The sequence below is a fragment of the Blastococcus sp. SYSU DS0973 genome, assembly GCF_054051055.1.
Genome location: NZ_JBJHAN010000001.1, coordinates 684,868 through 705,738, shown reverse-complemented (window position 1 = coordinate 705,738; position 20,871 = coordinate 684,868). Strand labels below are relative to the sequence as shown.

Here is a 20,871-nt window from a genome sequence, read left to right as displayed (position 1 = left end):
CCCCGGGAGGAAACCCCGTGACCTACGTCATCACCCAGGCCTGCGTCGACGTCCTCGACAAGGCGTGCATCGACGAGTGTCCGGTGGACTGCATCTACGAGGGCGACCGGATGCTCTACATCCACCCCGACGAGTGCGTCGACTGCGGTGCGTGCGAGCCGGTGTGCCCGGTCGAGGCCATCTACTACGAGGACGACGTCCCGGACAAGTGGAAGGACTTCTACAACGCCAACGTGGAGTTCTTCTCCGACCTGGGCAGCCCGGGCGGTGCCGCCAAGACCGGCAAGATCGGCAAGGACCACCCGCTGGTGGCCGCCTTGCCGCCGCAGGGCGAAGACCACTGACGGCTCCCGCTGCAGGGCCGTCCCGCGCCCTGCCGGACTTTCCCTGGGACTCACTGGCGGCGGCGCGGTCGCGTGCCGCCGAGCACCCGGGCGGGGTGGTCGACCTGTCGGTCGGCACCCCGGTCGACGAGACCCCCGCAGTGCTCCGCGAGGCGCTCGCCGAGGCCGCTGACGCGCCGGGATACCCGACCGCGCTGGGCACCGCCGCGCTGCGCTCGGCCGCCGCGGGCTGGCTCCGCCGGCGGCTGGGGGTGCGGGTCGCGGAGCCGCTCGGCACCGCACCCCCGCTGATCCCGACGGTCGGCTCCAAGGAGCTCGTCGCCCTGCTGCCCACCCTGCTGGGCCTGCAGGGCAGCGCGAGCACCGTCGTGGTCCCCGAGGTCGCCTACCCGACCTACGAGGTGGGTGCGGTGCTCGCGGGGCTGGCCGTCCGCCGCTGCGACACCCCACCGGCCGAGGCGGCCGGCGTCTCCCTCGTCTGGCTGAACTCGCCGGGCAACCCGCACGGCCGGGTGCTCTCCGAGGAGCAGCTGCGCGCGTGGGTGACGTGGGGCCGCACCCACGGGGTGCCGGTCGTGGCCGACGAGTGCTACATCACCCTGGGCTGGGACGTGGCGCCCCGGTCGATCCTGCACCCGGACGTGGCGGGGGCGGACCACACCGGCCTGCTCGCCGTGCACTCGCTGTCCAAGCAGTCGACGGCGGCCGGCTACCGCGGTGGGCTCCTCTCCGGCGACCCCGACCTGGTGCGCCGGGTGTGGGAGGTGCGCCGGCACCTCGGGCTGCTGGTACCGGGTCCGGTGCAGGCCGCGATGACCGCAGCCTTCGACGACGACGCGCACGTCGACGCGCAGCGCGAGCGCTACCGCGGCCGGCGGGATCGGCTGGCCGCCGCCGTGCGTGCCGCCGGGATGCGGATCGACCACTCCGAGGCGGGGCTGTACCTGTGGGCCACCCGCGACGAGGACTGCTGGGTCACCATCGACCGGCTGGCCGGGCTCGGGATCGTGGCTGCCCCCGGCAGCTTCTACGGTCCCGCGGGTGCCCGGCACGTCCGGCTGGCGCTGACCGCCACCGACGAGCGGATCGCGGCGGCCGTCGAGCGCCTGATCTCCTGATCAGGCGTCGGGTTCCCGTACCGATCCGAGCGCCGAGCCGTCCCCGGCCTGCGCCCGCTTCACCACCGAGAACCGCCCGTCGGTCTCCATGACCACCGCCTCGGCCTCCGCCAGCGAACCGAGACCTTTGAGGCGGGCGACCCCCTCGAGCTCGGTCGGCGTCACGCGCTCGGCCCGCAACGCGTCGTGCAGCAGCCGGCCGCGGTAGTAGAGGAGCCGCGGTGCCGCCGTGAGCAGCCGGTCGGCCCGGGACGACCGGACCTGGAGCCAGGTGGCGGCGAACTGGAGGAACACCAGCATCGCGAAGGCGGTCACCGCCTCGGCCAGGGCGACCTGCCGGGCGGTCAGGACCCGACCGAACGTCGCCCCGATCGCCACCGTGATGACGAAGTCGAAGGAGTTCATCCGGGCGAGCGTGCGCTTGCCCGACACCCGCAGCAGCACGACCAGTGCCAGGTAGCCCAGCGTCGCCATGACGACGATGCGAGCGATCGGCTCCCAGCCGCCGAACCAGAACACCACCGAAGACACGTCACTCCTCCCAGTTCCAGCCGTCACCGCGGACGAGGCCGAGCATGGTCCGCCGGCGGTCCGCCTGCTCCGCCACCGCCGCGGTGAACTGCTCGTCGACCACCGTGGGCACCCCGTGCTCGCGGAGCGCCGAGAGCCGCGGGGCCGGCGGAGCGGCCGGCGCGGCGTCGATCGAGGCCGCCTCCTGGGCGTCCTGCAGGAAGGTCCGCACCGACGACCGCGCGGTGCGCAGGGCCGCCGGGTCGGGGCGCTGGTCGCCGGGGACCCCCGCAGTCATCAGCAGGAGCGCGTCGTCGAGCACGGCGGCGGCCTTCACCGGGGACTTGTCGGGCGAAGCGGCGTGGTAGTACTGCAGCACGGGATAGGACAGGTACTGCTCGGTCAGCCGGGACAGCTGCGACGACAGGTCGGTCAGATGCCGGTCCAGGGGGTGCAGGTCGCGACCGTTCCACCCGCTGAGCACGAACTCCTCGCCGGACCGCCCGAGGCCGGCGACCTGGCTGGCGAAGGCCCGCTTGCCCACGACCGCGGACACCACTGACAGCAGGTAGGTGACCGCCAGGGTGACCAGGGACATCCCGGTCAGCGCCACCAGCCCGGACACCACCTGCCACGGACCGTCCGCGGGGACGAAGTCGCCGTTGCCCACCGTGAACATGGTGTAGCCCACGAACCAGATCCGCCCGGTCCAGTCCGCGGTGCCCGGGCCGCCGGAGCGCATCAGGGCGTCGGGGTCGGAGGCGAACAGGAGCACCCAACCGGCCCAGAGCAGGAGGATCCACTGCAGGACGGTGAGCACCAGCACCAACGGCCCGAAGACGCTCAGCCCGCGGTGTCGCCGCCGTCCGAAGACAGCCAGGGTCCCCTTCCACAGCCATGTGGTCACGCGTCCGGTGACCGGCCCGGCCGATCCGTCCACCCACAGAGTGGTCCAGAGGGCATCGACCAGGGTGAGCCCGACCAGGACTAGGCCGATGACGGCGAACACGATCTCCATGGAAGTGCTCTGTGCCCCGGGGACGGCGGTGTTCACGCCTCCGCCAGTGCGCCGTCCGCGGACCACAACGTTCGCGCCGCGCACGCAGAGGGGCCGCTTCCGAAGGATCGGCCCCTCCTCGTCGTTGCAGTTGGTGCGCCGGAGCGACAGCCCACCCGCGGACGCGGCCGGGATCTCGCTGGTCTGGCTGAACTCGCCGGGGAACCCGCACGGGCGGGCGCTGACCGATGATCAGCTGCGGGCCTGGGTGGCGTGGGGGCGTGCCCACGGCGTTCCGGTCGTGGTCGACGAGTGCTACCTCACCCTGGGCTGGGACGTCACGCCGCGGTCGATCCTGCACCCGGCCGTGGCGGGGGAGGATTACACCGGCCTGCTGGCGGTGCACTCCCTGTCCGAGCAGTCGACCGCGCCGCGTACCGCGTGGCCTGCTCTCCGGCGACCCGGAGCTGGTGCGCCGGGGGCCCAGCGCGCGGGTTTCCCTGATCGGTCCAAGGCGCCGGCGTGTCCGCCACGTCGGGCGCGGTGGATGGCAGTCCTTGAGCCAGCGGGGTTCTGGCTCACCCCGTTGAGGGATCTCAACGCCGGAGCGGCCGCCTTCGGGGCGAGCCACCTGCGTTCCCTGATACCGCATATGTGCTGGTCAGTGCCCTGCCGGGGCGAGACCGATCACGGCGCCTCGGTGCCCCACAGGTGAGCGCAAGACGGCGTTGAGGGATGTCAACGCCCAGGCTCTGGCGCCCGGTTCGCCTGCTCCCGCAACCTCATCTCAACGCACGAACACGGACCACACCACGAAAACACGGACCACACCAGAAAGAGGAAAACCCATGATTTCCAGGAAGACGGCGACTGTGGCTCTGGCAACCGCCGGCCTGATCGCGCTGCCGTCGGCGGCCTTCGCCGACAACGTCAAGAACGATGTCGTCAGCGAGACGGGTGTCGGGAACATCGAGCGGGTCGCCACCAACACGGAGACCACCGTCAACTACTACATCCAGCCGACGGGCGGCACCTGCGACGCCGCGGACGCCTCCCCCCTGACCCTGATCATCACCGCGCCGACGGCGGTCACCAAGTCGGTGTCCTCGCTGGTCTTCAGCAGCTGTGGTGAAGCGAACAGCAAGCCGGTGACCTTCAGCTCCGCGACCGCGGGCAACTACTCCGTCACGCACACGGCGAAGGACGAAGCCGGCGACTACAACGTCAACCCGGCCAACTTCACGCTCGCGGTCTCCGCCCCGGCCGTCGTGACGCCGGCTCCGGATGCGGATGGCGACGGTGTCCCGGATTCCGACGACACCAACTCGTACGCCCCCGCCGTCGGCAGCCAGGCCGGAGCCGCCAACGGCAACGAGGGGACCGTCGGCAACCCGGCGACCTCCGGGTCCTTCACCGACCAGGACGGCAACGGCACGCTGACCGTCACGAAGGTGTCCGGCCAGGGCGCCGTCGTCGACAACCGCGACGGCACCTTCTCCTGGAGCCACACCACCACGGACGACGCGTCCGGCAGTGTCACGGTCAAGGCCTCCGACGGCGAGCACACCGACGCCACGCAGACCTTTACCTGGACGGCCGCCAACGTCGCACCCGTCGTCACCGGCGTCACGCAGACCCGGGTCAACGACTGCGCCGTCACACTCGGCGCCACGTTCACCGACGCGGGCTCGGCTGACACCCACACCACCTCGGTTCTCTGGGAGGACGGCAACACGGACCTCGCCCGGACGTTCACCACGGCCGGGACCTACCACGCCACGGTCACAGTGACCGACGACGACGGCGGCTCGGGCAGCAATACTGTTGAGGGTGTCCGCGCCTACAACACGGCCAGTGCGATCGCGCAGCCGATCAACAGCACCGGCAGCCGCAGCGGCTTCAAGATCGGCAGCACCATCCCGGTCAAGATCACCGTGACCGGCTGCGACAAGGCTCCCGTCACCACGCTGACCCCGCAGGTGAGCCTTGTGAAGTCCGACAGCGCCCCGGATGTCGCGGTGAACGAGGTCGTCGCCACGGACGCCGCCACCGCCGGGATCACCATGCGGTGGGACGGAAGCCAGTACCACTACAACCTGTCGACGAAGCTGAGCCAGTTCACCAATGCGGCCCTGACCCAGGGCACGTACACCGTTTCGGTCAGCGACCCGAGCTTCGCCGCTCCGGTCAAGGCAGCGTTCGACCTCCGCAAGTGACGTGAGCGGGGCGACCCGCAGACGTTGACACAGGGCCGGGCCCGGGGAGACATCCCCGGGCCCGGCCTGCTGTGCGTCGCAGGCTGTCGGGATCGGGTCAAGCATGGAGGACAGTCGGCTTCTAGCGCGTGAAGCGGTTCTCCGGGCGGTTCGACCCCTGTCGCGAGAGCTGCACCGCCGACTCGCGGTCCTTGACATGGAGCTTCTTCAGGACGGCGGCGATGTGCGAGCGGACGGTCACCGGGGCCACGAAGAGCTTCTTCGACATCTCCTCCGTGGACAGGCCCTCGGCCATCAGGTCGAGGATCTGCGCCTCGCGCTCGGTCAGCTCCACCTGCTTCGACCGGTTCGGCAGGAACAGCCGCCGCCTCGGCGCCGGCTCGAACTCGGCCATCACCTGCTTGACCAGCCAGCGCGGCAGGATCGTCTCCCCGGCCAGGGCAGACCTCAGCGCCGGCCCGATGCGGGCGGGATCCATTCCCTTCACCAGGTAACCGGAAGCTCCGGCGCGAAGGGCGGCGAACAGGTCGCGGTCGTCCTCCGACGCGGTGAGCATCACGATCGGCGTGTCCGGCATGGCGGAGCTGATGGCGCCCGCCGCCGTGATGCCGCCGCCGGGCATGTGGATGTCCAGCACCACCACATCGGGTCGCAGTTCGCGGGCGCCTGCGACGGCCGCCGTGGCGTCGCCGACGTCAGCGACCACCTCGAACTCCTGCTCCTCCAGCGCCTCCCGCACGATGGCACGCGTGGGCGCGTGGTCATCGGCCAACAGCACCCGCAGCACGCCGCTCACGTCCAGGTCACCCGCACGGTCGTCCCCTCTCCTGGAGCGGAGGTGACGACGAAGTCCGCGCACATCCCCTCGGCCCGTTCCCGCATGCTCGTGAGGCCGAACCCGCCGGTGCGGGACTCCGGCCCATCGACGGTGAAGCCCCGGCCGTCGTCCCTGATCGTCAGGGAGAGCGGGTGGGAGCTCAACCGGAGCTCGACTCGGTCGGCCCCGCCGTGACGGACGGCGTTCCTCATCGCCTCCGCCGCGATGCGGAGGAGGCCTTCGGCCTGCTCGGCGTCCACGCGCGCCCCGGCGTCCAGTTCGGTGACGATCTTGACGTCGTACCGGTGGGCCAGCTCGTCGGCGAGCCGCTGCAGCCCCACCGGAAACGGCTCGTCCACCGGCCGGGTGAGCGCGTTGATGGCCCGGCGGGCCTCGTCCACGGCGCGCCCTGCTGCTGCCGAGATGCGCTCCACCGCCGTGGTGTCGTCAGGTCGTGCGATCAGCCGCTGGGACTGGGCGGAGATGTAGGAGAGCTCCTGGGTCAGACCGTCGTGCAGGTCGCGGGCCATCCGGCGGCGGTCCTCCAGCACGGCGGCATGGAGGCGTGACTGCCAGTAGCTGCCGATCTCTCGGGCGGCGCCCACCAGCATGAGGAGGTAGAAGCCGAGCCGCAGCAGGTCCCCGGTGTACACGAACTCCGAGTACAGCGACGGGAAGAGCAGGTAGTGGATGCGCGCGAAGGACCCCAGCACGCACCCGGCGCCGACCCAGGCGAGCAGCTCGTCACCCTCGCGCGCGGCGTGGCGGGTGAAGGCGGCACCGGCCAGCGCGTACAGCCCGGCGCCGACCGCCTGTGCGACCAGGACGACGGGATGTCCCACCAGCCGGGGTTGCGTAGCGTCGGTCAGGATCACGCCGGGGTCGACGGTGGGCGGCAGCTGGTCGCCGAGGGCCACTGCGAGGGGGCCGACGAGGAGGACGGCCCCCGCGACGGCGATCACGGTGAGGAAGGTCCGGTTCCGGTGCAACCGAACTCGCGGTGACGTGAGGGCCGCGGCGGTGAGCACCAGCGTGCCGAGGAACCTGATGGCAAGGGCCGCCCACCGGCTGAACTCCTCGTCGCGGTCCGCCAGGAGCGCGGACGGCAGTGCCGTCAGCACCAGGTTGGCCACGGCAACCGTGCACAGCGCGAGAACCAGGAGCAGCTCCTGCAGGCGACGTGTCCTGGTGAACCGCCCGTACACCAGGTAGGCCACGACGAGGGCGATCACCGCGTTCGCCGTCTCCAGCGACACGTGCAATGCCGGCGCGCGGTAGGCGAAGCGCACGAACGGCAGGCTGACAACTGCCAGGGTCGCCGTCGTCCCGGCGATCACCACCCACCAGAACAGGGCGTGAGAACGCCCTGCCCTCCTTGTGAGCCCCGTGGTGGACATCCTCGTCAGGCTAGGCCTGCCGGGACCCCGCCGAACGCCCTCCAGGCACAAAAGCCGGGGCTCTCCACCATCCGAGGGAGCCAGTCGCCGTCCAGAATCCCCAGGTCAGACGGGAAGTCACCGAGTGATCACCATGAGTCGCCCAAAGTTCGGCCGTTGCAGCAGGTGGAGGTGGTCGCCGCTTTCAGCGGCGTGATGAGCGGGGTGATCGTCGGCTCTCGGCGCGGCAGTTCCTCCGAACCGCGCAGTGCTGCGTCGTGGTTCGGTTATCGCTCGGCCGGATCGACGTTCCGGCCGCGGTGCAGGGGCCGGCAGCACCGTTCGCCTCGCCTCCCCCAGCGCCGGCCGGTCCCAGCAGCACGGCCACCACCGCTCGCTGCGCGCCCGACGGTTCAGCGCGGCAGACGGCCGCCGCTACCACGACGACCAGGCCGACAGCCCGGCACGACAGGGCGGCGACGTGGCGACGAGCCGGCTGCCGGCGGACTGAGCGGGCGAAAAGGCCGGATCGCTCGCTGAGGGATCCGGCGACGCTGTCGCTCCCTCCGGGGGAACGCCGTCCCCGGCCCCGACAGCGGCGTCAGCGGCAGGTCAGGTTGCCCGTGGCCAGGGCCCCCGCCAGTTGCTGCGCCATGCCCTCCCACTGCTGGTAGAGCTCCGGAAAGCCGGAGCGCTGGACCGCCTGCGCCATCTCGGTGAGCCGGCCGGCCTCCCACCCGGGGACGGTCACCAGGCGGTCGTAGAACTGGCCCGCTGCGTACACCGGGTCCTGCACCTGCTCGGGGGTGCCCCAGCCCTGCGAGGGACGCTGCTGGAAGAGGCCGAGGGAGTCTCGGTCGCCGTAGTCCAGGTTCCGCAGCCGGGACTCCTGCTGCGCGGTGGCGAGGGCGATGACGACGGCGCGGTCGGGAAGACCGCGCTCGCGGCCGACGCGGGCGATCGTGTCTGCGTTCCCCGCCTGCTCCGCGGTGACGCTGACCGAGCCGTCCGGCACCGTGCAGGTGCCGGCCGCGGGGAAGGTCCGGGGCTCCTCGGTGCCCCACGCGACGCCGGCCAGCACGGCCGCGGCCACCAGCAGGGCCGGCCACCAGCGGGCGGCGGCGGAGAGCCCCCTCGAGCGGCGACCCCGGCCCGGCCGTCCCGCGGCGGGGCGGCGGGCCGGCCTCCGGCGGGCGCTGCCCCGCCGCGCGGGAGGCCGCGGCCGGGTCGTCCTGCGCGCCCGAGCGGCGGCGTGAGTCGCGGTGCGGGCGCTGGTCATCGCCTGCGACTGTAGGTGCCGCGCCTGGCGACTCCCTGGAACGGCCGTCAGTTGGCGTGCAGCTCCGCGTTCAGCGCACCCCAGGTGCCCTCGCGGACGAGGACCTCCAGCGCGCCGGTGATGCTGTTGCGCCGGAAGAGCAAGCCGTTCCGGCCGGACAGCTCCCGGGCCTTGACGACCGAGCCGTCCGGGAGCGTGACCCGGGAGCCGGCGGTCACGTAGCAGCCGGCCTCGACGACGCAGCCGTCGCCGAGGGATATGCCGACGCCGGCATTGGCGCCGAGCAGGCAGCCGCTGCCGATGGAGATCACCTGCGTGCCGCCGCCGGACAGGGTGCCCATGATCGACGCGCTGCCGCCGATGTCGCTGTCGGCGCCCACGACGACGCCGGCGCTGATCCGGCCCTCGACCATCGAGGGGCCGAGCGTCCCCGCGTTGAAGTTCACGAACCCCTCGTGCATGACGGTCGTGCCCTCGGCCAGGTGGGCGCCCAGCCGAACCCGGTCGCCGTCGGCGATCCGGACGCCGGAGGGGATGACGTAGTCGACCATCCGCGGGAACTTGTCGACGCCGAAGACGGTTACGTGGCCGACGGCGGCGCGCAGGCGGTGGGCGTTGAACCCGGTGGCCTCCACCGGGCCGGCGCTGGTCCAGGCCACGTTGGTGAGCAGGCCGAAGACGCCGGTCATGTTGGCGCCGTGCGGCCGGATCAGCCGGTGCGAGAGCAGGTGCAGCCGCAGCCAGACGTCGTGGGTGTCCACCGGCGGCGCGGCGAGGTCGGCGATGACCGTGCGGACGGCGATCACCTCGACGCCGCGGATCTCGTCGCGGCGCACCAGACCGCCGTAGTCGGGGCCGAGCTCGCCGGAGAGCTCGAGCGCGCCCAGCCGGGTGGTGCCCGTCGCGGCACCGGCGGGCGCGCCCAGCCGGGGCTCGGGGTACCAGGTGTCGAGCACCGTGCCCGAGGGGGTGATGGTCGCCAGACCGGCGGCCACGGCTGAGACGGGAGCGGACGCTGCGTCAGTCACGCCGACGACGCTACCGAGCAGCTCCCGCGCCGCGGCGGCCGGTCGGCCCTGCGGGACCTAGGCTTCCTCGTCGTGAGCACCCCGCCGCAGCTCGACCTGTCCGCCGACGTCCTCGCCCTGACCCGCGCACTGGTGGACGTGCCGTCGGTGTCCGGCAGCGAGACGGTGCTGGCCGACGCGGTCGAGTCGGCCCTGCGCGCGCTCGGCGGCCTGGAGGTGGAGCGCGTGGGTGACGCCGTGCTCGCCCGCACCAACCTCGACCGGGCGACCCGGGTCGTCCTCGCCGGCCACCTGGACACCGTGCCGATCGCCGACAACCTGCCCAGCCGGCTGGACGAGGCGACCGGCCGGCTCTACGGCTGCGGCACCAGCGACATGAAGGCCGGCGACGCGGTCATGCTCCGGCTGGCGGCGGTCTTCGGGGTGCCCGGGGCCGAGCCCGCGCACGACCTGACGTTCGTCTTCTACGACAACGAGGAGGTCGAGGCGGTCAAGAACGGCCTCGGCCGGGTCGCCCGCGAGCGGCGGGGCTGGCTCTACGGCGACCTCGCGATCCTGCTCGAGCCGACCGACGGCGAGATCGAGGCCGGCTGCCAGGGGACGTTGCGCGCGGTGCTGGAGACGAGGGGCCGCCGGGCGCACAGCGCTCGCAGCTGGCTGGGGGAGAACGCCATCCACGGGCTGGCCGGCGCGCTCGCCGTGCTGGCCGCCTACCGTCCGCGCGAGGTGGAGATCGACGGCTGCACCTACCGGGAGGGGCTCAACGCGGTGGGCATCGCCGGCGGGGTCGCCGGCAACGTCGTCCCCGACGCGTCCTCCGTCACCGTGAACTTCCGCTACGCCCCTGACCGCGACGAGGACGCCGCCGAGGCGCACGTCCGCGAGGTCTTCGCCGACGCGCTGGCAGCGGGGGCCACGCTGACCGTCGTCGACAACTCCGGGGGAGCGCTGCCCGGGCTGGCCGAGCCGGCGGCCGCTGCGTTCGTCGCGGCCGTCGGCCGTCCCGCGCGCGCCAAGCTCGGCTGGACCGACGTCGCCCGGTTCGCCGCCTTCGGCATCCCGGCGGTCAACTACGGCCCGGGTGACCCCCAGTTGGCCCACACCCGCGAGGAGCACGTCGCCGTCGCCCGGCTGCAGCCGGCCCTCGACGCGCTGACCGCCTACCTGTCCGGGACCCCCGTCACGAGGAGCGAGGCATGACCACCCCACCGAGCGACGAGCGCCGGGAACGGCCCACCCGTCACCGCGGGCCCATCATGCTGCGGGGCGGCGAGCCCGACCCGAGGAACCAGGACAGCACCACCGACCAGCGGCTGCTGGACCGGCGGGGACCGGCGGACTGGGTGCACACCGACCCGTGGCGCGTCATGCGCATCACCTCGGAGTTCGTCGAGGGCTTCGGCCTGCTCGCCGAGCTACCGCGGGCGGTCAGCGTGTTCGGCAGCGCCCGCACCCCGCGCGACCACCCGCACTACGCCACCGGCGTCGCCCTGGGGGCGGCGCTGGCGAAGGCGGGGTACGCGGTCATCACCGGCGGCGGGCCGGGCGCCATGGAGGCGGCGAACAAGGGCGCCTGCGACGCCGGTGGCATGTCGGTCGGCCTGGGCATCGAGCTGCCGTTCGAGCAGGAGCTCAACGAGTGGGTCGACGTCGGCATCTCGTTCCGCTACTTCTTCGTGCGCAAGACGATGTTCGTGAAGTACGCGCAGGCCTTCGTGATCCTGCCGGGCGGCTTCGGCACCCTCGACGAGCTGTTCGAGGCGCTCACCCTGGTGCAGACCCGCAAGGTCACCCGCTTCCCGGTCATCCTGCTCGGCACCGAGTACTGGTCGGGCCTGGTCGGCTGGATCCGCGACACGATGGTCGCCGAGGGCACGATCAGCCCCGGCGACCTGGACCTGATCACGGTGACCGACGACGTCGCCGAGGCGGTGGCGGCCATCCAGGCCGAGGCGTCGCGCCAGGCCGGGGACAACGGCGGGGGGATGCGGACACCGCTCGACACCCGCCCCTCCGACGCCTGAGGTGCTGTCCTTCCTCGTCTTCGTCGTCGCCGCCCTGCTGGTCGGCGGGGTGCTGTTCGTGGTGGCGGCGCTGCTCCTCGGGAGGGGGGAGACCCAGCCCCCGGCGGAGCCGGACCGTTCGCCGGTGCACCTGCCCGACGACCGGCGGGTGGTGTCCGACGACGTCCGGTCGCTGCGGATCTCGGTCACCCTGCGCGGCTACCGGATGGCCGAGGTCGACTGGCTGATCGACCAGCTCGCGCTGACCCTGGACGAGCGGGACGCCGAGATCGCGGCGCTGCGGGCCGAGCTCGCCGCACGCGCCCACGAGGAGCTGCCGACCGACCCCGGGGTCGCGTCGTCCGACGAAGGGGGGACCCGGGATGCCTGAGCTGGTCGAGCGGATCGAGGTGGCGGCGCCACCGGAGCGGGTGTGGGCGGCGCTGACCGCCTGGACCCGCCAGGGCGAGTGGATGGTCGCGACCGACGTGCGGACCGTCGCCGGGCCGGCGCAGGGCGTCGGTGGCCGGCTGGCCGCGCGCACCGGGCTGCCGCTGCCCGGCGGGCGGCACGTCGGGCTGCTCGACACCATGGTCATCACGAAGTGGGACCCGCCGCGGCTGGTGGAGGTGCAGCACACCGGGCGGCTGGTACGCGGCCCCGGCATCTTCGAGATCGAGGGCCGCGGAGAGCACAGCTCCTTCGTCTGGACCGAGCGGCTGTACCTGCCCTACGGCCCGCTCGGGCAGGTCGGCTGGGTTCTGGTCAAGCCGTTCGCGCTCGTGGGCATCCGCCGGTCGCTGAAGCGGTTCGCGGCCTTCGCCCGCACCTTCGAGCCGGCTGCGGAGGCGTGAGCCGGCGGGGCTGGGCGCTGTTCCTGACCATGTCGGTGATCTGGGGCGTGCCCTACCTGCTGATCAAGGTGGCCGTCGGGGAGGTGTCCCCGGTGTCGGTCGTCTTCGCCCGCTGCGTGGTCGGTGCCGCCCTGCTGCTGCCCTGGACGATCGCCCGGGGGCTGCTGCGCCCGGCGCTGCGCCACTGGAAGCCCCTCCTGCTGTTCACCGCGCTGGAGATGACCGCGCCCTGGCTGCTGCTGTCCTACGCCGAGCAGAGCCTGTCCAGCTCGCTCACCGGGCTGCTGGTGGCGGGCGTGCCGTTCGTCGCGGCCCTGGCCGCGCGGCTGGCCGGTGAGGACGAGCGGCTGACACCGGTGCGGCTGCTCGGCATGGGCATCGGCGTCGTCGGCATCGCCGTCCTCCTGGGGCTGGACCTCGAGGGTGCCCACCTCCTGCCGATCGTCGCGGTCGGCCTCGTTGTGGTGGGGTACGCGACCGCCCCGCTGGTGGTCAGCCGCGCGCTGCCCGACGTCCCGGGCGTGGCCGCGGCCTCGATCGCCCTGGTGGTCACCGCGGTGGTCTACGCGCCGTTCGCCGTACCCCGGCTGGGCCGGGTGGCCGACGCGTCGTCGGCGGCGCTGCTGTCCCTGCTCGGGCTGGGCGTGCTGTGCACCGCGCTGGCGCTGGCGCTGTTCTTCGCGCTGATCCGGGAGGTCGGCCCCCAGCGGGCGCTGGTCATCACCTTCGTCAACCCGGTGGTCGCCGTGGTGCTGGGCGTGCTGCTGCTCGACGAGCCGTTCACCCTGGGCCTGGCCCTCGGGCTGCCGCTGGTGCTGGTCGGCTGCGTCCTCGCGACCCGGCGCGGTCCCGCACGGCCGGCGCCGAGCGTCGCGGCCGTCGACTCCGCCGCCCGGTAGCCAGCCCAGCCGGCGCAGGCTGCGAAGCACGTCGATGCCGGCGCGCACGCCCGGCGGCGGTACTGGCGGCGGTACCGCCTCACCGGTCGGCCGGGAGCGTCGGTGGCCGGCGCTAGCGTCGGGTGCGTGCAGCGCTGCGCCTGGGCCACGAGCGCCCCCGAGTACGTCACCTACCACGACGAGGAGTGGGGGACGCCGCTGCGCGGGGACGACGCGCTGTTCGAGCGGCTCACCCTGGAGGCGTTCCAGTCCGGGCTGTCCTGGATCACGATCCTCCGCAAGCGCCCCGCCTTCCGGGCGGCGTTCGCCGGCTTCTCGATCGACGCGGTCGCCGCCTTCACCGCCGAGGACCAGGCGCGGCTGATGGCCGACGCGGGCATCGTGCGGAACCGGGCGAAGATCGCCGCCGCCGTCTCGAACGCCCGGGCGGCGCAGGAGCTGCCCGAGGGGTTGTCGGACCTCCTCTGGTCGTTCGCCCCGGCCGGTCCGCGGCGGCGCCCGGCCACCCTCGCCGACGTGCCGGCGACCAGCCCGGAGTCGGTCGCGATGGCCAAGGCGCTCAAGCGGCGGGGCTTCGTCTTCGTCGGCCCGACCACGGCATATGCGCTGATGCAGGCCACCGGGATGGTCGACGACCACGTCGCGGAGTGCTTCCGCGCATCACCCGCACGGGCCTGATGTTGGACGTCGGCCGCCCATACGGGATCATTGCTCCAGAGCTCACAGCATCGGACACCACGCGCCTGTTCACGGAGCAGGTGTGTGGCTGGCGAAGGAGGCACGCATGGCGGCCATGAAGCCGCGCACGGGTGAAGGTCCCCTCGAGGTCACCAAGGAAGGGCGCGGCCTGGTCATGCGCGTACCGCTGGAAGGCGGCGGTCGCCTGGTGGTGGAGCTGTCGCCGGACGAGGCGGCCGCGCTGTCGGAGGCACTGAAGGGCGCGATCAGCTGACACCTCCCGCGAGCCTGCCCCCGGGCAGCCCCGCGCAGGACGACACGGCCCCGGCCGTCGGCACACCGCCGGCGACCGGGGCCGCGCCGTTCCCCCGGGTCGAGGTCCTGCCCGCCGTGCCCCCCCTCGGGCCCGACGACGTGCTGGCGGTGCCGGTCGCCACCGGTGTCGTCCTCCCGCCGTGGTTGACCGCCGCCCCGGAGCCGGTCGTGGACCCGGGCCTGCTGGCCGGTGCGCTGGCCGACACGGGCAACACCGGCCGGCTGCGCCACCTCACGAACGTGCCGATCGCCGGCCGCCGTCCCCGCAGCGTCGTCGCCGTCGGGGTGGGTGACGGCGCGCTGCCGGACGTGCGCAGCTACGCGGCCGGCGCCGTCAGGCGGGGGCAGACGCTGGCCGCCCACGGCGCCCGGCGCCTGGTGCTGCCGCTGGACGGCGCCGTCGCCCCGGCGGGGGCCGCGGAGGTCCGGGTCGCCGTGGAGGCGGCTCTGCTCGCCGGGTACCGGTTCCGCGACTCCTCGCGGGCGCACCCGCCCCGGCTGGCGACCGTCGCCGTCGTCCTCGCCGACGCCGGCGATCCCGCGGTCGCCGCCGCCGCCCGCGCCGCACAGGTCGCCGCCGCCGCCGTCGCCTGGGCCCGCGACCTGGTCAACACCCCGCCCAGCACCAAGACCCCCGCGTGGCTGGCCGAGCAAGCCGTGGACCGGCTCGCCGGGCTGCCGCACGTGGAGGTCACCGTGCTCGGCCGGGCGGAGCTGACGGACGGCGGCTTCGGGGGAGTCCTCGCCGTCGGTGGTGGCTCGGCCGCCCCGCCGTGCGTCGTCGTCGCGGCCTACCGGCACCCGGACGCCGGGCCGGCGCACCCGGTCGTCGTCGGCACGGGCACCACCTTCGACACCGGCGGCCTCTCGCTCACCCGCTCGGCCGCCGTGCGGCACACCAAGACCGACACCGCCGGGGGCGCCGCCGTCCTCGCCGCGGTGGAGGCCGCCGCGCGCCTGGCGCTGCCGGTCGCCGTGACGGCCGTCGTGCCGGTGGCGGAGAACGCGGTGTCGGGCTCGTCCTACCGCCCGTCTGACGTTGTGCGGCACGTGGACGGTCGTACGACGGAGGTGCGCACCACCGCGGCCGACGCGCGGCTGGTCCTCGCCGACGCGCTGGCCCACGCCCGGCTGCGGCTGGGGGCGACCGCGCTGGTCGACGTCGCCGTGCTGACCGCAGCGGCGAAGGTGGCCCTGGGCGCCCGCACCGCGGCGCTGTACGCGACCACCGACGGCCTGGCCGCCGTCCTCGCTGCCGCCGGGGCGCAGGCCGGCGAGCCGTCCTGGCGGCTGCCGCTGGCCGAGGAGCACCACGAGGAGCCGCCCGACGACGGCGTCGCCGACGCGACGGACGCACCGGCCGGGCCGGGCGCGACCACCGCGGCGCTGTTCCTCCGGCCGTTCGCCGGGAACCTGCCGTGGGCCCACCTGGACATCGCCGGCCCGGCGCGCGCCGGCGCCGACGAGGGGGAGCTGGTCCGGGGCGGCACCGGGTTCGCGACCCGCACGCTGCTGCGCTGGCTGGAGGCCGGTGCGCCGGTCGCGCCGGGCGTGCGGCAGGCGGACCGGTAGGGCCCCGCTCGGCGGGCGCGAGGGCCCCGGGAGAAGCTGGTGCCGTGGTGGACGAGCGATGAGCGAGGACCAGGGGGTCGTGTTCCCGGCCGGGCCCGACGGACGGCGCAGCACCGCGGCGCTCGGCCGCGCCGTCGTCGCCGACGCGCTGCGGCCGGTGGACGCAGCCGGAGCGTTGGCCGCCGAGCGGGAGACGAACTGGCGGGCGGGTTACCTGACCCACTTCCGTCGGCTGGTCGAGGCCGGGCTGACCGCACCGGAGGCCGCCCGGGCGATCGCCGACGCCGGCCTCGTCGCCCTCCACCGGCGCATGCGGGTGGCCGGGCCGGGCGGCGAGACCGGGTTGGACGGACTGGCCACCGCCCCCGCCGGCCGGTCGCTGCACACCGCCGCGGTGACCGGCACCGCCGAGCCGGAGCGGGAGCTCTCGCTGCCCTTCCACGGGAGCCGGTTGCGGGGTGACGCCCTGCTGCGCCAGGTGGATGCCTGGGTGGCGTCGGGGGTGATCGAGCCCTCGTGCGGCGACGCGGTGCGCACCGTCGCGGCGCACCCGGAGTGGCTGTCGCTGCCCGACCGCACCGTGGTGGTGCTGGGCGCCGGCGCGGAGATGGGCCCGCTGACCGCGCTGCTGCGGTGGGGTGCACGGGTGGCGGGGCTGGACCTGCCCCGCGCACCGCTGTGGGAGCGGGTGCTCGAGACCGCCCGCTCAGGCGCCGGGACGCTGCTGGTGCCGATGGCCGACCCGGGTCCGGACGCCGACGCCGCACGCGCGGGAGCCGACCTGATCGCCGAGGTGCCGGCGGTCGCCGACTGGACCGCCGGGCTGCCCGGCAGCGTGGTCCTCGGCAACTACGTCTACGCCGACGGCGCCACGAACGTGCAGGTGTCGGCGGCCGTCGACGCGCTCACGGTGCGGGTGGCGGCGGAGCGCGGCGACCTCGCCCTGGCGTTCCTCGCCACGCCCACCGACGTCTTCGCCGTACCCGCCGATGCTGTCGAGCAGTCGGTGCGGGCGTACGCGGGCCGGACCCGCACGGCCAAGCTGCTCGGCCGGCCGCTGCGCACGGTGTCGGGCGGGCGGCTGCTGCAGCGCGCCTACGTGCCCGGGACCGACCCCGGCATCGCCGACAGCCTGGTGGCGCAGCAGGGCCCGAACTACGCCCTGGCCAAGCGGCTGCAGCGGTGGCGGGCGACGGTCGCGCGCGCCGCGGGCAGCACGGTGTCGATGAACGTCGCCCCGCCGACGCGCACCCGGTCGGTGGTGAAGAACCGGGCGCTTGCCGCGGCCTACGCGGGTGCCCACCGGTTCGGTGTCGAGATCTTCGAGCCGGCCACGTCCAACGTGCTCATGGCCGCACTGCTGGTGCACGATCTGCACACCGGTGGCGGACCGGCGCAGGAGCACCCGTGGCAGGACGAGGCGCACGCGGCGGCGCACGGCGGCCTGTGGCGCGGGGCCTACCAGCCGCGCAGCGCTCTGGGGCTGGCCGCGCTGCTGGGCTACGGCTCCGCCCGGGGGTGAGGGTCAGGCCGGGCCGACGAGCCCGGCCACGATCTCGGCCGACAGCCCCACCAGCGGCAGGCCGCCGCCGGGGTGCGCCGAGCCGCCGACCAGGAAGAGCCCGGGCACCCGGGAGGCGTTCGCCGGGCGCAGGAAGGCCGCCCGCGGACCGTTGCTCGAGGTGCCGTAGATCGAGCCGCCGACGCTGCCGGTGTCGCGCGCCAGGTCGGCCGGCGTCCGGACCACCCGCCAGCGGAGGCGGTGCCGGACGTCGAGCCCGCGGTGGGCCATGACCTCCAGCACCCGGTCGGCGTAGGTCTCCGCCAGCCCCGGGGCGTCCCAGTCGACGCCGTGCGCCGGGTCGTGGCGGGGGGCGTTGACCAGGACGAACCACGAGGCGCTGTCGTCGTCGGGCACGAGCGCGGGGTCGTCGGGTGCGCTGACGTAGACGGTGGGGTCGGGCACCGCGGCGGGCCGGCCGGCGTACCGGCCGGTGCCGAAGACCGCGTCGAACTCGGCGTCGTAGTCGTCGGGGAACAGGACGGTGTGGTGCGCCGGGGGCGGGGTCCGGCCGCGCAGCGCGAGCAGCAGCACGAACCCCGACAGCGACGGCGTCGCGCGGGCCAGGTCCCGCCGCACGCCGCGGGTCCGCGGGTCGGCGGGGAGCAGGTCGGCATGCAGGGTGGCGGCGTCGACGCCGGAGACGACGACGTCGGCGCGCAGCCGCTCGCCGTCGGCCAGCTCCACGCCGGCCGCCCCGCTGCCCTCCACGAGCACCCGGCGCACCGCGCAGCCGGTGCGCAGCACGGCGCCGTGCCCGACGGCCCGGTCGAGCACCGCCGACCCGAGCCGGTGCAGCCCGCCCCGCACGTACCAGGAGCCGAACGCCTGCTCGGCGTACGGGACGGTGGCCAGCACCGCCGGCGCCCGGCGCGGATCGGAGCCGGAGTACGTGGCGTAGCGGTCGAGCAGCGTGCGCAGGTGCCGGTGGTGCAGGCGACGGCGGCCGAGGCCGCGCAGCGACTGCCAGGGCGCGATCGCGGCGACGTGGGCCGGGTGTCGGGCCAGCCGGGCGAGCGTCGCGGCCCCGGCCAGCGGAGTGCGCAGGAACGGCTGCTCGCTGATCCGCCACATGGTCGCGGCCCGGTCGAGGAGGGCGCTCCACTCCCGGCCCGCGCCGTCGCCCAGCGCCTCGTCCAGCGCGGCGGGCACGGCGGCGGGCTGCCCGGGCACGGTCAGCCGGGTCCCGTCGGCGAAGCGGTAGGCGACCGCCGGGTCCAGCCGCACGAGGTCGACGGCGTCCTCGAGCGGGCCGCCGGTCGCGGCGAAGAGGTCGCGGTACACCTGCGGCAGGGTGACCAGGCTCGGCCCGGTGTCGAAGGCATGCCCGTCGCGGGCGAACCACCCGAGCTTCCCGCCGATCCCGGGCGACTGCTCGACGACGGTGACCGCGTGGCCGAGGGCGGCCAGCCGCGCGGCGGCGGCGAGACCGCCGAGGCCGGCACCCACCACCACGACCCGCGCCACCTGCTCACCGTAGGCCGGGGCGCGGACCGGCCGGTCCCGGCGGTGCCGTCGGTGTCAGCGGGGGACGGACAGCGCGAGGACGGCCAGGTCGTCGTGCTCGTGCCGGGAGCCGGCCAACTGCTCCTCCACCGCGGCGGCCACGGCGGCGACGGTCTCCTCGGCCCCACCCGTGGGGACGCCGGCCACGACCCGCAGCAGCGCGTCCTCGCCGAACTGGGCTCCGTTGTCGTCGCGGGCCTCGGTGACCCCGTCCGTGTACAGCACCAGCGTCGCGCCCGGCGGGAGGTCGAACGCCTCCTCGGGGAACGCGACGTCGGGGTCGATGCCCAGCGGGCGGCCGGGCCGGCCCACCGGGTGGGCGTGGCCGTCAAGGTGGCGCAGCAGCGGCAGCGGGTGACCCGCCACGCTCAGCGTCGCCCGGTGGCCCTCGGCGGTCGGCTCCAGCAGCAGGCAGCACGCGGTGACGAAGCGCAGCGGCGCGCTGCCCTCCTCGTGCAGCAGGGCGGTGTTCACGGCGGTCAGGATCTCGCCGGCGCTGCCCGACGCCGCGGCGCGCGCGGTGTGGCGGGTGACCGCGGTGACGGCCGCCGCCTCCGCCCCGGTCCCGCAGACGTCGGCGATCAGCACCATCCAGCGACCGTCCGGCAGCGGCATGACGTCGTAGGTGTCGCCGCCGACGAGGGCGGCCTCACCACCGGCCCGGTAGGTGGCCGCCAGCCGGACGCCGGGGATCGTCGGCAGGTGGGAGGGCAGCAGGCTGCGCTGGAGGGTGTCGGCCAGCTCGCGGACCACCGACTCCGCGCGCAGCCGGGCGAGGAACTGGCCGATCTGCCGGCCGGCGTGGGCCAGCACCTCCCGCAGCTCCGCGGGCACCGGCCGCTGGGCGGTGGAGAAGAGCTCGCAGACGGCGAGCAGCGCGTCGCCGCTGAACACCGGGAACGCCACCGCCGTCCGCAGGCCGTCCTCCCGGGCGGCCCGGGACCGGACGATCTCCGGGTCGGCCCAGAGGTCCTCGGCCACGACGGGTGCCCGCTGCTGCCAGGCCTCCCCGGGGAGCCGCTCGCCCCGCCGGAAGGTCCGCTGGGCGGCGTCGGCGTCGAGCGCCGGCACCGATGCGCCGCGTGCGGCCCAGGTACCGGTGTGCACCAGCCGGCCCCCGTCGCCGTCGGGCTGCCACAGCTGGGCGGCGTCCCAGTCCAGCTCGGTGCACAGCGTCGGCAGCAGCTGGGCGAAGGCGACGTCGGCGTCGCGCGCCTCGGTCAGCGCCGCGGTGACCCGCAGCGTGGCGGCCAGGTAACGGCTGACCTCGAACTGCCGCTCCAGCAGGATGGTGGTGCTCGCGTCACGGAGCACGGCGACCACCAGCGCGTCGTCCGGGGACTCTTCGGGGGACGGCGTCAGGCGGGACAGGGTGAGGTCGATCGCGACCTCGTGCCCGGCCGCGTGCAGCGCCGGCACCTGCGTCGTCGCCCCGACCAGCTTGCCCTCGCCCGTGGCGCGGTACCGGGAGAAGCCCTCGCTGTGGCCGCTCCGCAGCCGCTCGGGCATGAGCACCTGCAGCGACCGGCCCACCAGCGCCGCCGGGTCGTGGCCCAGCAGCACCGTCACGGCGGGGCTCACGTAGGCGATGCGCCCGTCGCCGTCGGCCACCACGACCGTGTCGGGCAGCGCCGCCAGCAGGGTCGCCGCGGGCACTCCGGAGGTGGACTCGAACACCGTTCCCCCTCGGGCATGGCTCTCCCCGACGGGCCATCGGCGCTCCGTCGCAGCGCTCAGCGTCTCACACGGGCGGTGAGGATGCGGACACGAACGGTCGACATGTGGCCAGGGCGACATC

At 74.5% G+C, this 20,871-nt stretch carries 21 protein-coding genes; 13 read left to right on the top strand and 8 right to left on the bottom strand.

From position 1 onward, the window contains the following. The first annotated feature begins 17 nt into the window (after positions 1-17). The gene (gene fdxA, locus ACI791_RS03570; protein WP_347059560.1) at positions 18-344 is read left to right on the top strand and encodes a ferredoxin; all 327 of its coding nucleotides are present in this window, start codon (positions 18-20) and stop codon (positions 342-344) included. Further along, complete coding sequence (gene dapC / locus ACI791_RS03565) at positions 341-1,462, top strand: succinyldiaminopimelate transaminase (protein ID WP_456584810.1); 1,122 nt, start codon at positions 341-343, stop codon at positions 1,460-1,462. The genes fdxA and dapC overlap by 4 nt, the downstream gene beginning before the upstream one ends. On the opposite strand, the gene ACI791_RS03560 is transcribed toward dapC, so the two are convergent. Both ACI791_RS03560 and ACI791_RS03555 read right to left on the bottom strand, forming a co-directional pair. Beyond that, positions 1,463-1,993 carry a DUF421 domain-containing protein gene (locus ACI791_RS03560; RefSeq protein WP_347059562.1) on the bottom strand — a complete coding sequence of 177 codons (531 nt, stop codon included), beginning with the start codon at positions 1,991-1,993 and terminating at the stop codon, positions 1,463-1,465. 1 nt (position 1,994) lies between these two features. Continuing rightward, a complete protein-coding gene (locus ACI791_RS03555) occupies positions 1,995-3,026 on the bottom strand; it encodes a potassium channel family protein (protein ID WP_456584766.1) in 1,032 nt (343 codons plus the stop codon). On the opposite strand from ACI791_RS03555, the gene ACI791_RS03550 reads away from it, so the two are divergent. Both ACI791_RS03550 and ACI791_RS03545 read left to right on the top strand, forming a co-directional pair. Further along, positions 2,968-3,684: an aminotransferase class I/II-fold pyridoxal phosphate-dependent enzyme gene (locus tag ACI791_RS03550; protein WP_456584765.1), complete on the top strand. Its 717-nt coding sequence runs from the start codon at positions 2,968-2,970 to the stop codon at positions 3,682-3,684. The two genes, ACI791_RS03555 and ACI791_RS03550, sit on opposite strands and share 59 nt — an antisense overlap. A 133-nt stretch (positions 3,685-3,817) precedes the next feature. After that, complete coding sequence (locus ACI791_RS03545) at positions 3,818-5,185, top strand: PxKF domain-containing protein (RefSeq protein WP_456584764.1); 1,368 nt, start codon at positions 3,818-3,820, stop codon at positions 5,183-5,185. 121 nt (positions 5,186-5,306) lie between these two features. Here ACI791_RS03545 and ACI791_RS03540 read toward each other — a convergent pair whose 3' ends face one another. The 4 genes from ACI791_RS03540 to dapD all read right to left on the bottom strand — a co-directional run bounded on the left by ACI791_RS03540 (position 5,307) and on the right by dapD (position 9,685). Then, the gene (locus ACI791_RS03540; RefSeq protein WP_456584763.1) at positions 5,307-5,981 is read right to left on the bottom strand and encodes a response regulator; all 675 of its coding nucleotides are present in this window, start codon (positions 5,979-5,981) and stop codon (positions 5,307-5,309) included. After that, on the bottom strand, positions 5,978-7,399 hold the full coding sequence (locus ACI791_RS03535; protein WP_456584762.1) for a sensor histidine kinase: 1,422 nt from the start codon (positions 7,397-7,399) through the stop codon (positions 5,978-5,980). Before ACI791_RS03535 ends, ACI791_RS03540 begins: the two co-directional genes overlap by 4 nt. A gap of 580 nt (positions 7,400-7,979) precedes the next feature. Further along, positions 7,980-8,471, bottom strand: coding sequence for a hypothetical protein (locus ACI791_RS03530; RefSeq protein WP_456584761.1), 492 nt, complete (start codon positions 8,469-8,471; stop codon positions 7,980-7,982). A 233-nt stretch (positions 8,472-8,704) separates the two neighbouring features. Continuing rightward, positions 8,705-9,685, bottom strand: coding sequence for a 2,3,4,5-tetrahydropyridine-2,6-dicarboxylate N-succinyltransferase (gene dapD, locus ACI791_RS03525; RefSeq protein ID WP_456584760.1), 981 nt, complete (start codon positions 9,683-9,685; stop codon positions 8,705-8,707). Positions 9,686-9,757: 72 nt separating this feature from the next. Here dapD and dapE point away from each other — a divergent pair, with 72 nt between their 5' ends. From dapE to ACI791_RS03480, 9 genes are all read left to right on the top strand, one after another. Next, positions 9,758-10,885, top strand: coding sequence for a succinyl-diaminopimelate desuccinylase (dapE, locus tag ACI791_RS03520; protein ID WP_456584759.1), 1,128 nt, complete (start codon positions 9,758-9,760; stop codon positions 10,883-10,885). Beyond that, positions 10,882-11,709 carry an LOG family protein gene (locus tag ACI791_RS03515; RefSeq protein WP_456584758.1) on the top strand — a complete coding sequence of 276 codons (828 nt, stop codon included), beginning with the start codon at positions 10,882-10,884 and terminating at the stop codon, positions 11,707-11,709. Before dapE ends, ACI791_RS03515 begins: the two co-directional genes overlap by 4 nt. A gap of 1 nt (position 11,710) precedes the next feature. Next, entirely contained in the window at positions 11,711-12,079 is a 369-nt protein-coding gene (locus tag ACI791_RS03510) for a DivIVA domain-containing protein (protein ID WP_456584757.1), read from the top strand. After that, a complete protein-coding gene (locus ACI791_RS03505; RefSeq protein WP_456584756.1) occupies positions 12,072-12,542 on the top strand; it encodes an SRPBCC family protein in 471 nt (156 codons plus the stop codon). Before ACI791_RS03510 ends, ACI791_RS03505 begins: the two co-directional genes overlap by 8 nt. Further along, positions 12,539-13,441 (top strand): DMT family transporter, encoded by a 903-nt coding sequence (locus tag ACI791_RS03500; protein ID WP_456584755.1) that lies wholly within the window; start codon positions 12,539-12,541, stop codon positions 13,439-13,441. Before ACI791_RS03505 ends, ACI791_RS03500 begins: the two co-directional genes overlap by 4 nt. A gap of 126 nt (positions 13,442-13,567) precedes the next feature. Then, entirely contained in the window at positions 13,568-14,119 is a 552-nt protein-coding gene (locus ACI791_RS03495) for a DNA-3-methyladenine glycosylase I (RefSeq protein ID WP_456584754.1), read from the top strand. 106 nt (positions 14,120-14,225) lie between these two features. After that, complete coding sequence (locus ACI791_RS03490) at positions 14,226-14,393, top strand: DUF3117 domain-containing protein (RefSeq protein WP_347059575.1); 168 nt, start codon at positions 14,226-14,228, stop codon at positions 14,391-14,393. Positions 14,394-14,509: 116 nt separating this feature from the next. Next, a complete protein-coding gene (locus tag ACI791_RS03485) occupies positions 14,510-16,006 on the top strand; it encodes a leucyl aminopeptidase family protein (RefSeq protein WP_456584753.1) in 1,497 nt (498 codons plus the stop codon). Between the two features lie 58 nt (positions 16,007-16,064). Continuing rightward, positions 16,065-17,528: a hypothetical protein gene (locus tag ACI791_RS03480; RefSeq protein ID WP_456584752.1), complete on the top strand. Its 1,464-nt coding sequence runs from the start codon at positions 16,065-16,067 to the stop codon at positions 17,526-17,528. Between the two features lie 3 nt (positions 17,529-17,531). Here the strand turns inward: ACI791_RS03480 and ACI791_RS03475 are convergent, their stop codons facing one another. Further along, the gene (locus ACI791_RS03475; protein WP_456584751.1) at positions 17,532-19,034 is read right to left on the bottom strand and encodes a phytoene desaturase family protein; all 1,503 of its coding nucleotides are present in this window, start codon (positions 19,032-19,034) and stop codon (positions 17,532-17,534) included. A gap of 54 nt (positions 19,035-19,088) precedes the next feature. Further along, a complete protein-coding gene (locus tag ACI791_RS03470) occupies positions 19,089-20,750 on the bottom strand; it encodes a SpoIIE family protein phosphatase (RefSeq protein ID WP_456584750.1) in 1,662 nt (553 codons plus the stop codon). Positions 20,751-20,871: the final 121 nt, after the last annotated feature.

Bases quoted from the DNA above. Each gene is read 5' to 3' on its own strand.
- ACI791_RS03550 (WP_456584765.1), top strand. From the start codon at position 2,968: ATGACGGCGAACACGATCTCCATGGAAGTGCTCTGTGCCCCGGGGACG.
- ACI791_RS03545 (WP_456584764.1), top strand. From the start codon at position 3,818: ATGATTTCCAGGAAGACGGCGACTGTGGCTCTGGCAACCGCCGGCCTG.
- ACI791_RS03535 (WP_456584762.1), bottom strand. From the start codon at position 7,399: ATGTCCACCACGGGGCTCACAAGGAGGGCAGGGCGTTCTCACGCCCTG.
- ACI791_RS03515 (WP_456584758.1), top strand. From the start codon at position 10,882: ATGACCACCCCACCGAGCGACGAGCGCCGGGAACGGCCCACCCGTCAC.
- ACI791_RS03505 (WP_456584756.1), top strand. From the start codon at position 12,072: ATGCCTGAGCTGGTCGAGCGGATCGAGGTGGCGGCGCCACCGGAGCGG.
- ACI791_RS03490 (WP_347059575.1), top strand. From the start codon at position 14,226: ATGGCGGCCATGAAGCCGCGCACGGGTGAAGGTCCCCTCGAGGTCACC.
- ACI791_RS03480 (WP_456584752.1), top strand. From the start codon at position 16,065: ATGAGCGAGGACCAGGGGGTCGTGTTCCCGGCCGGGCCCGACGGACGG.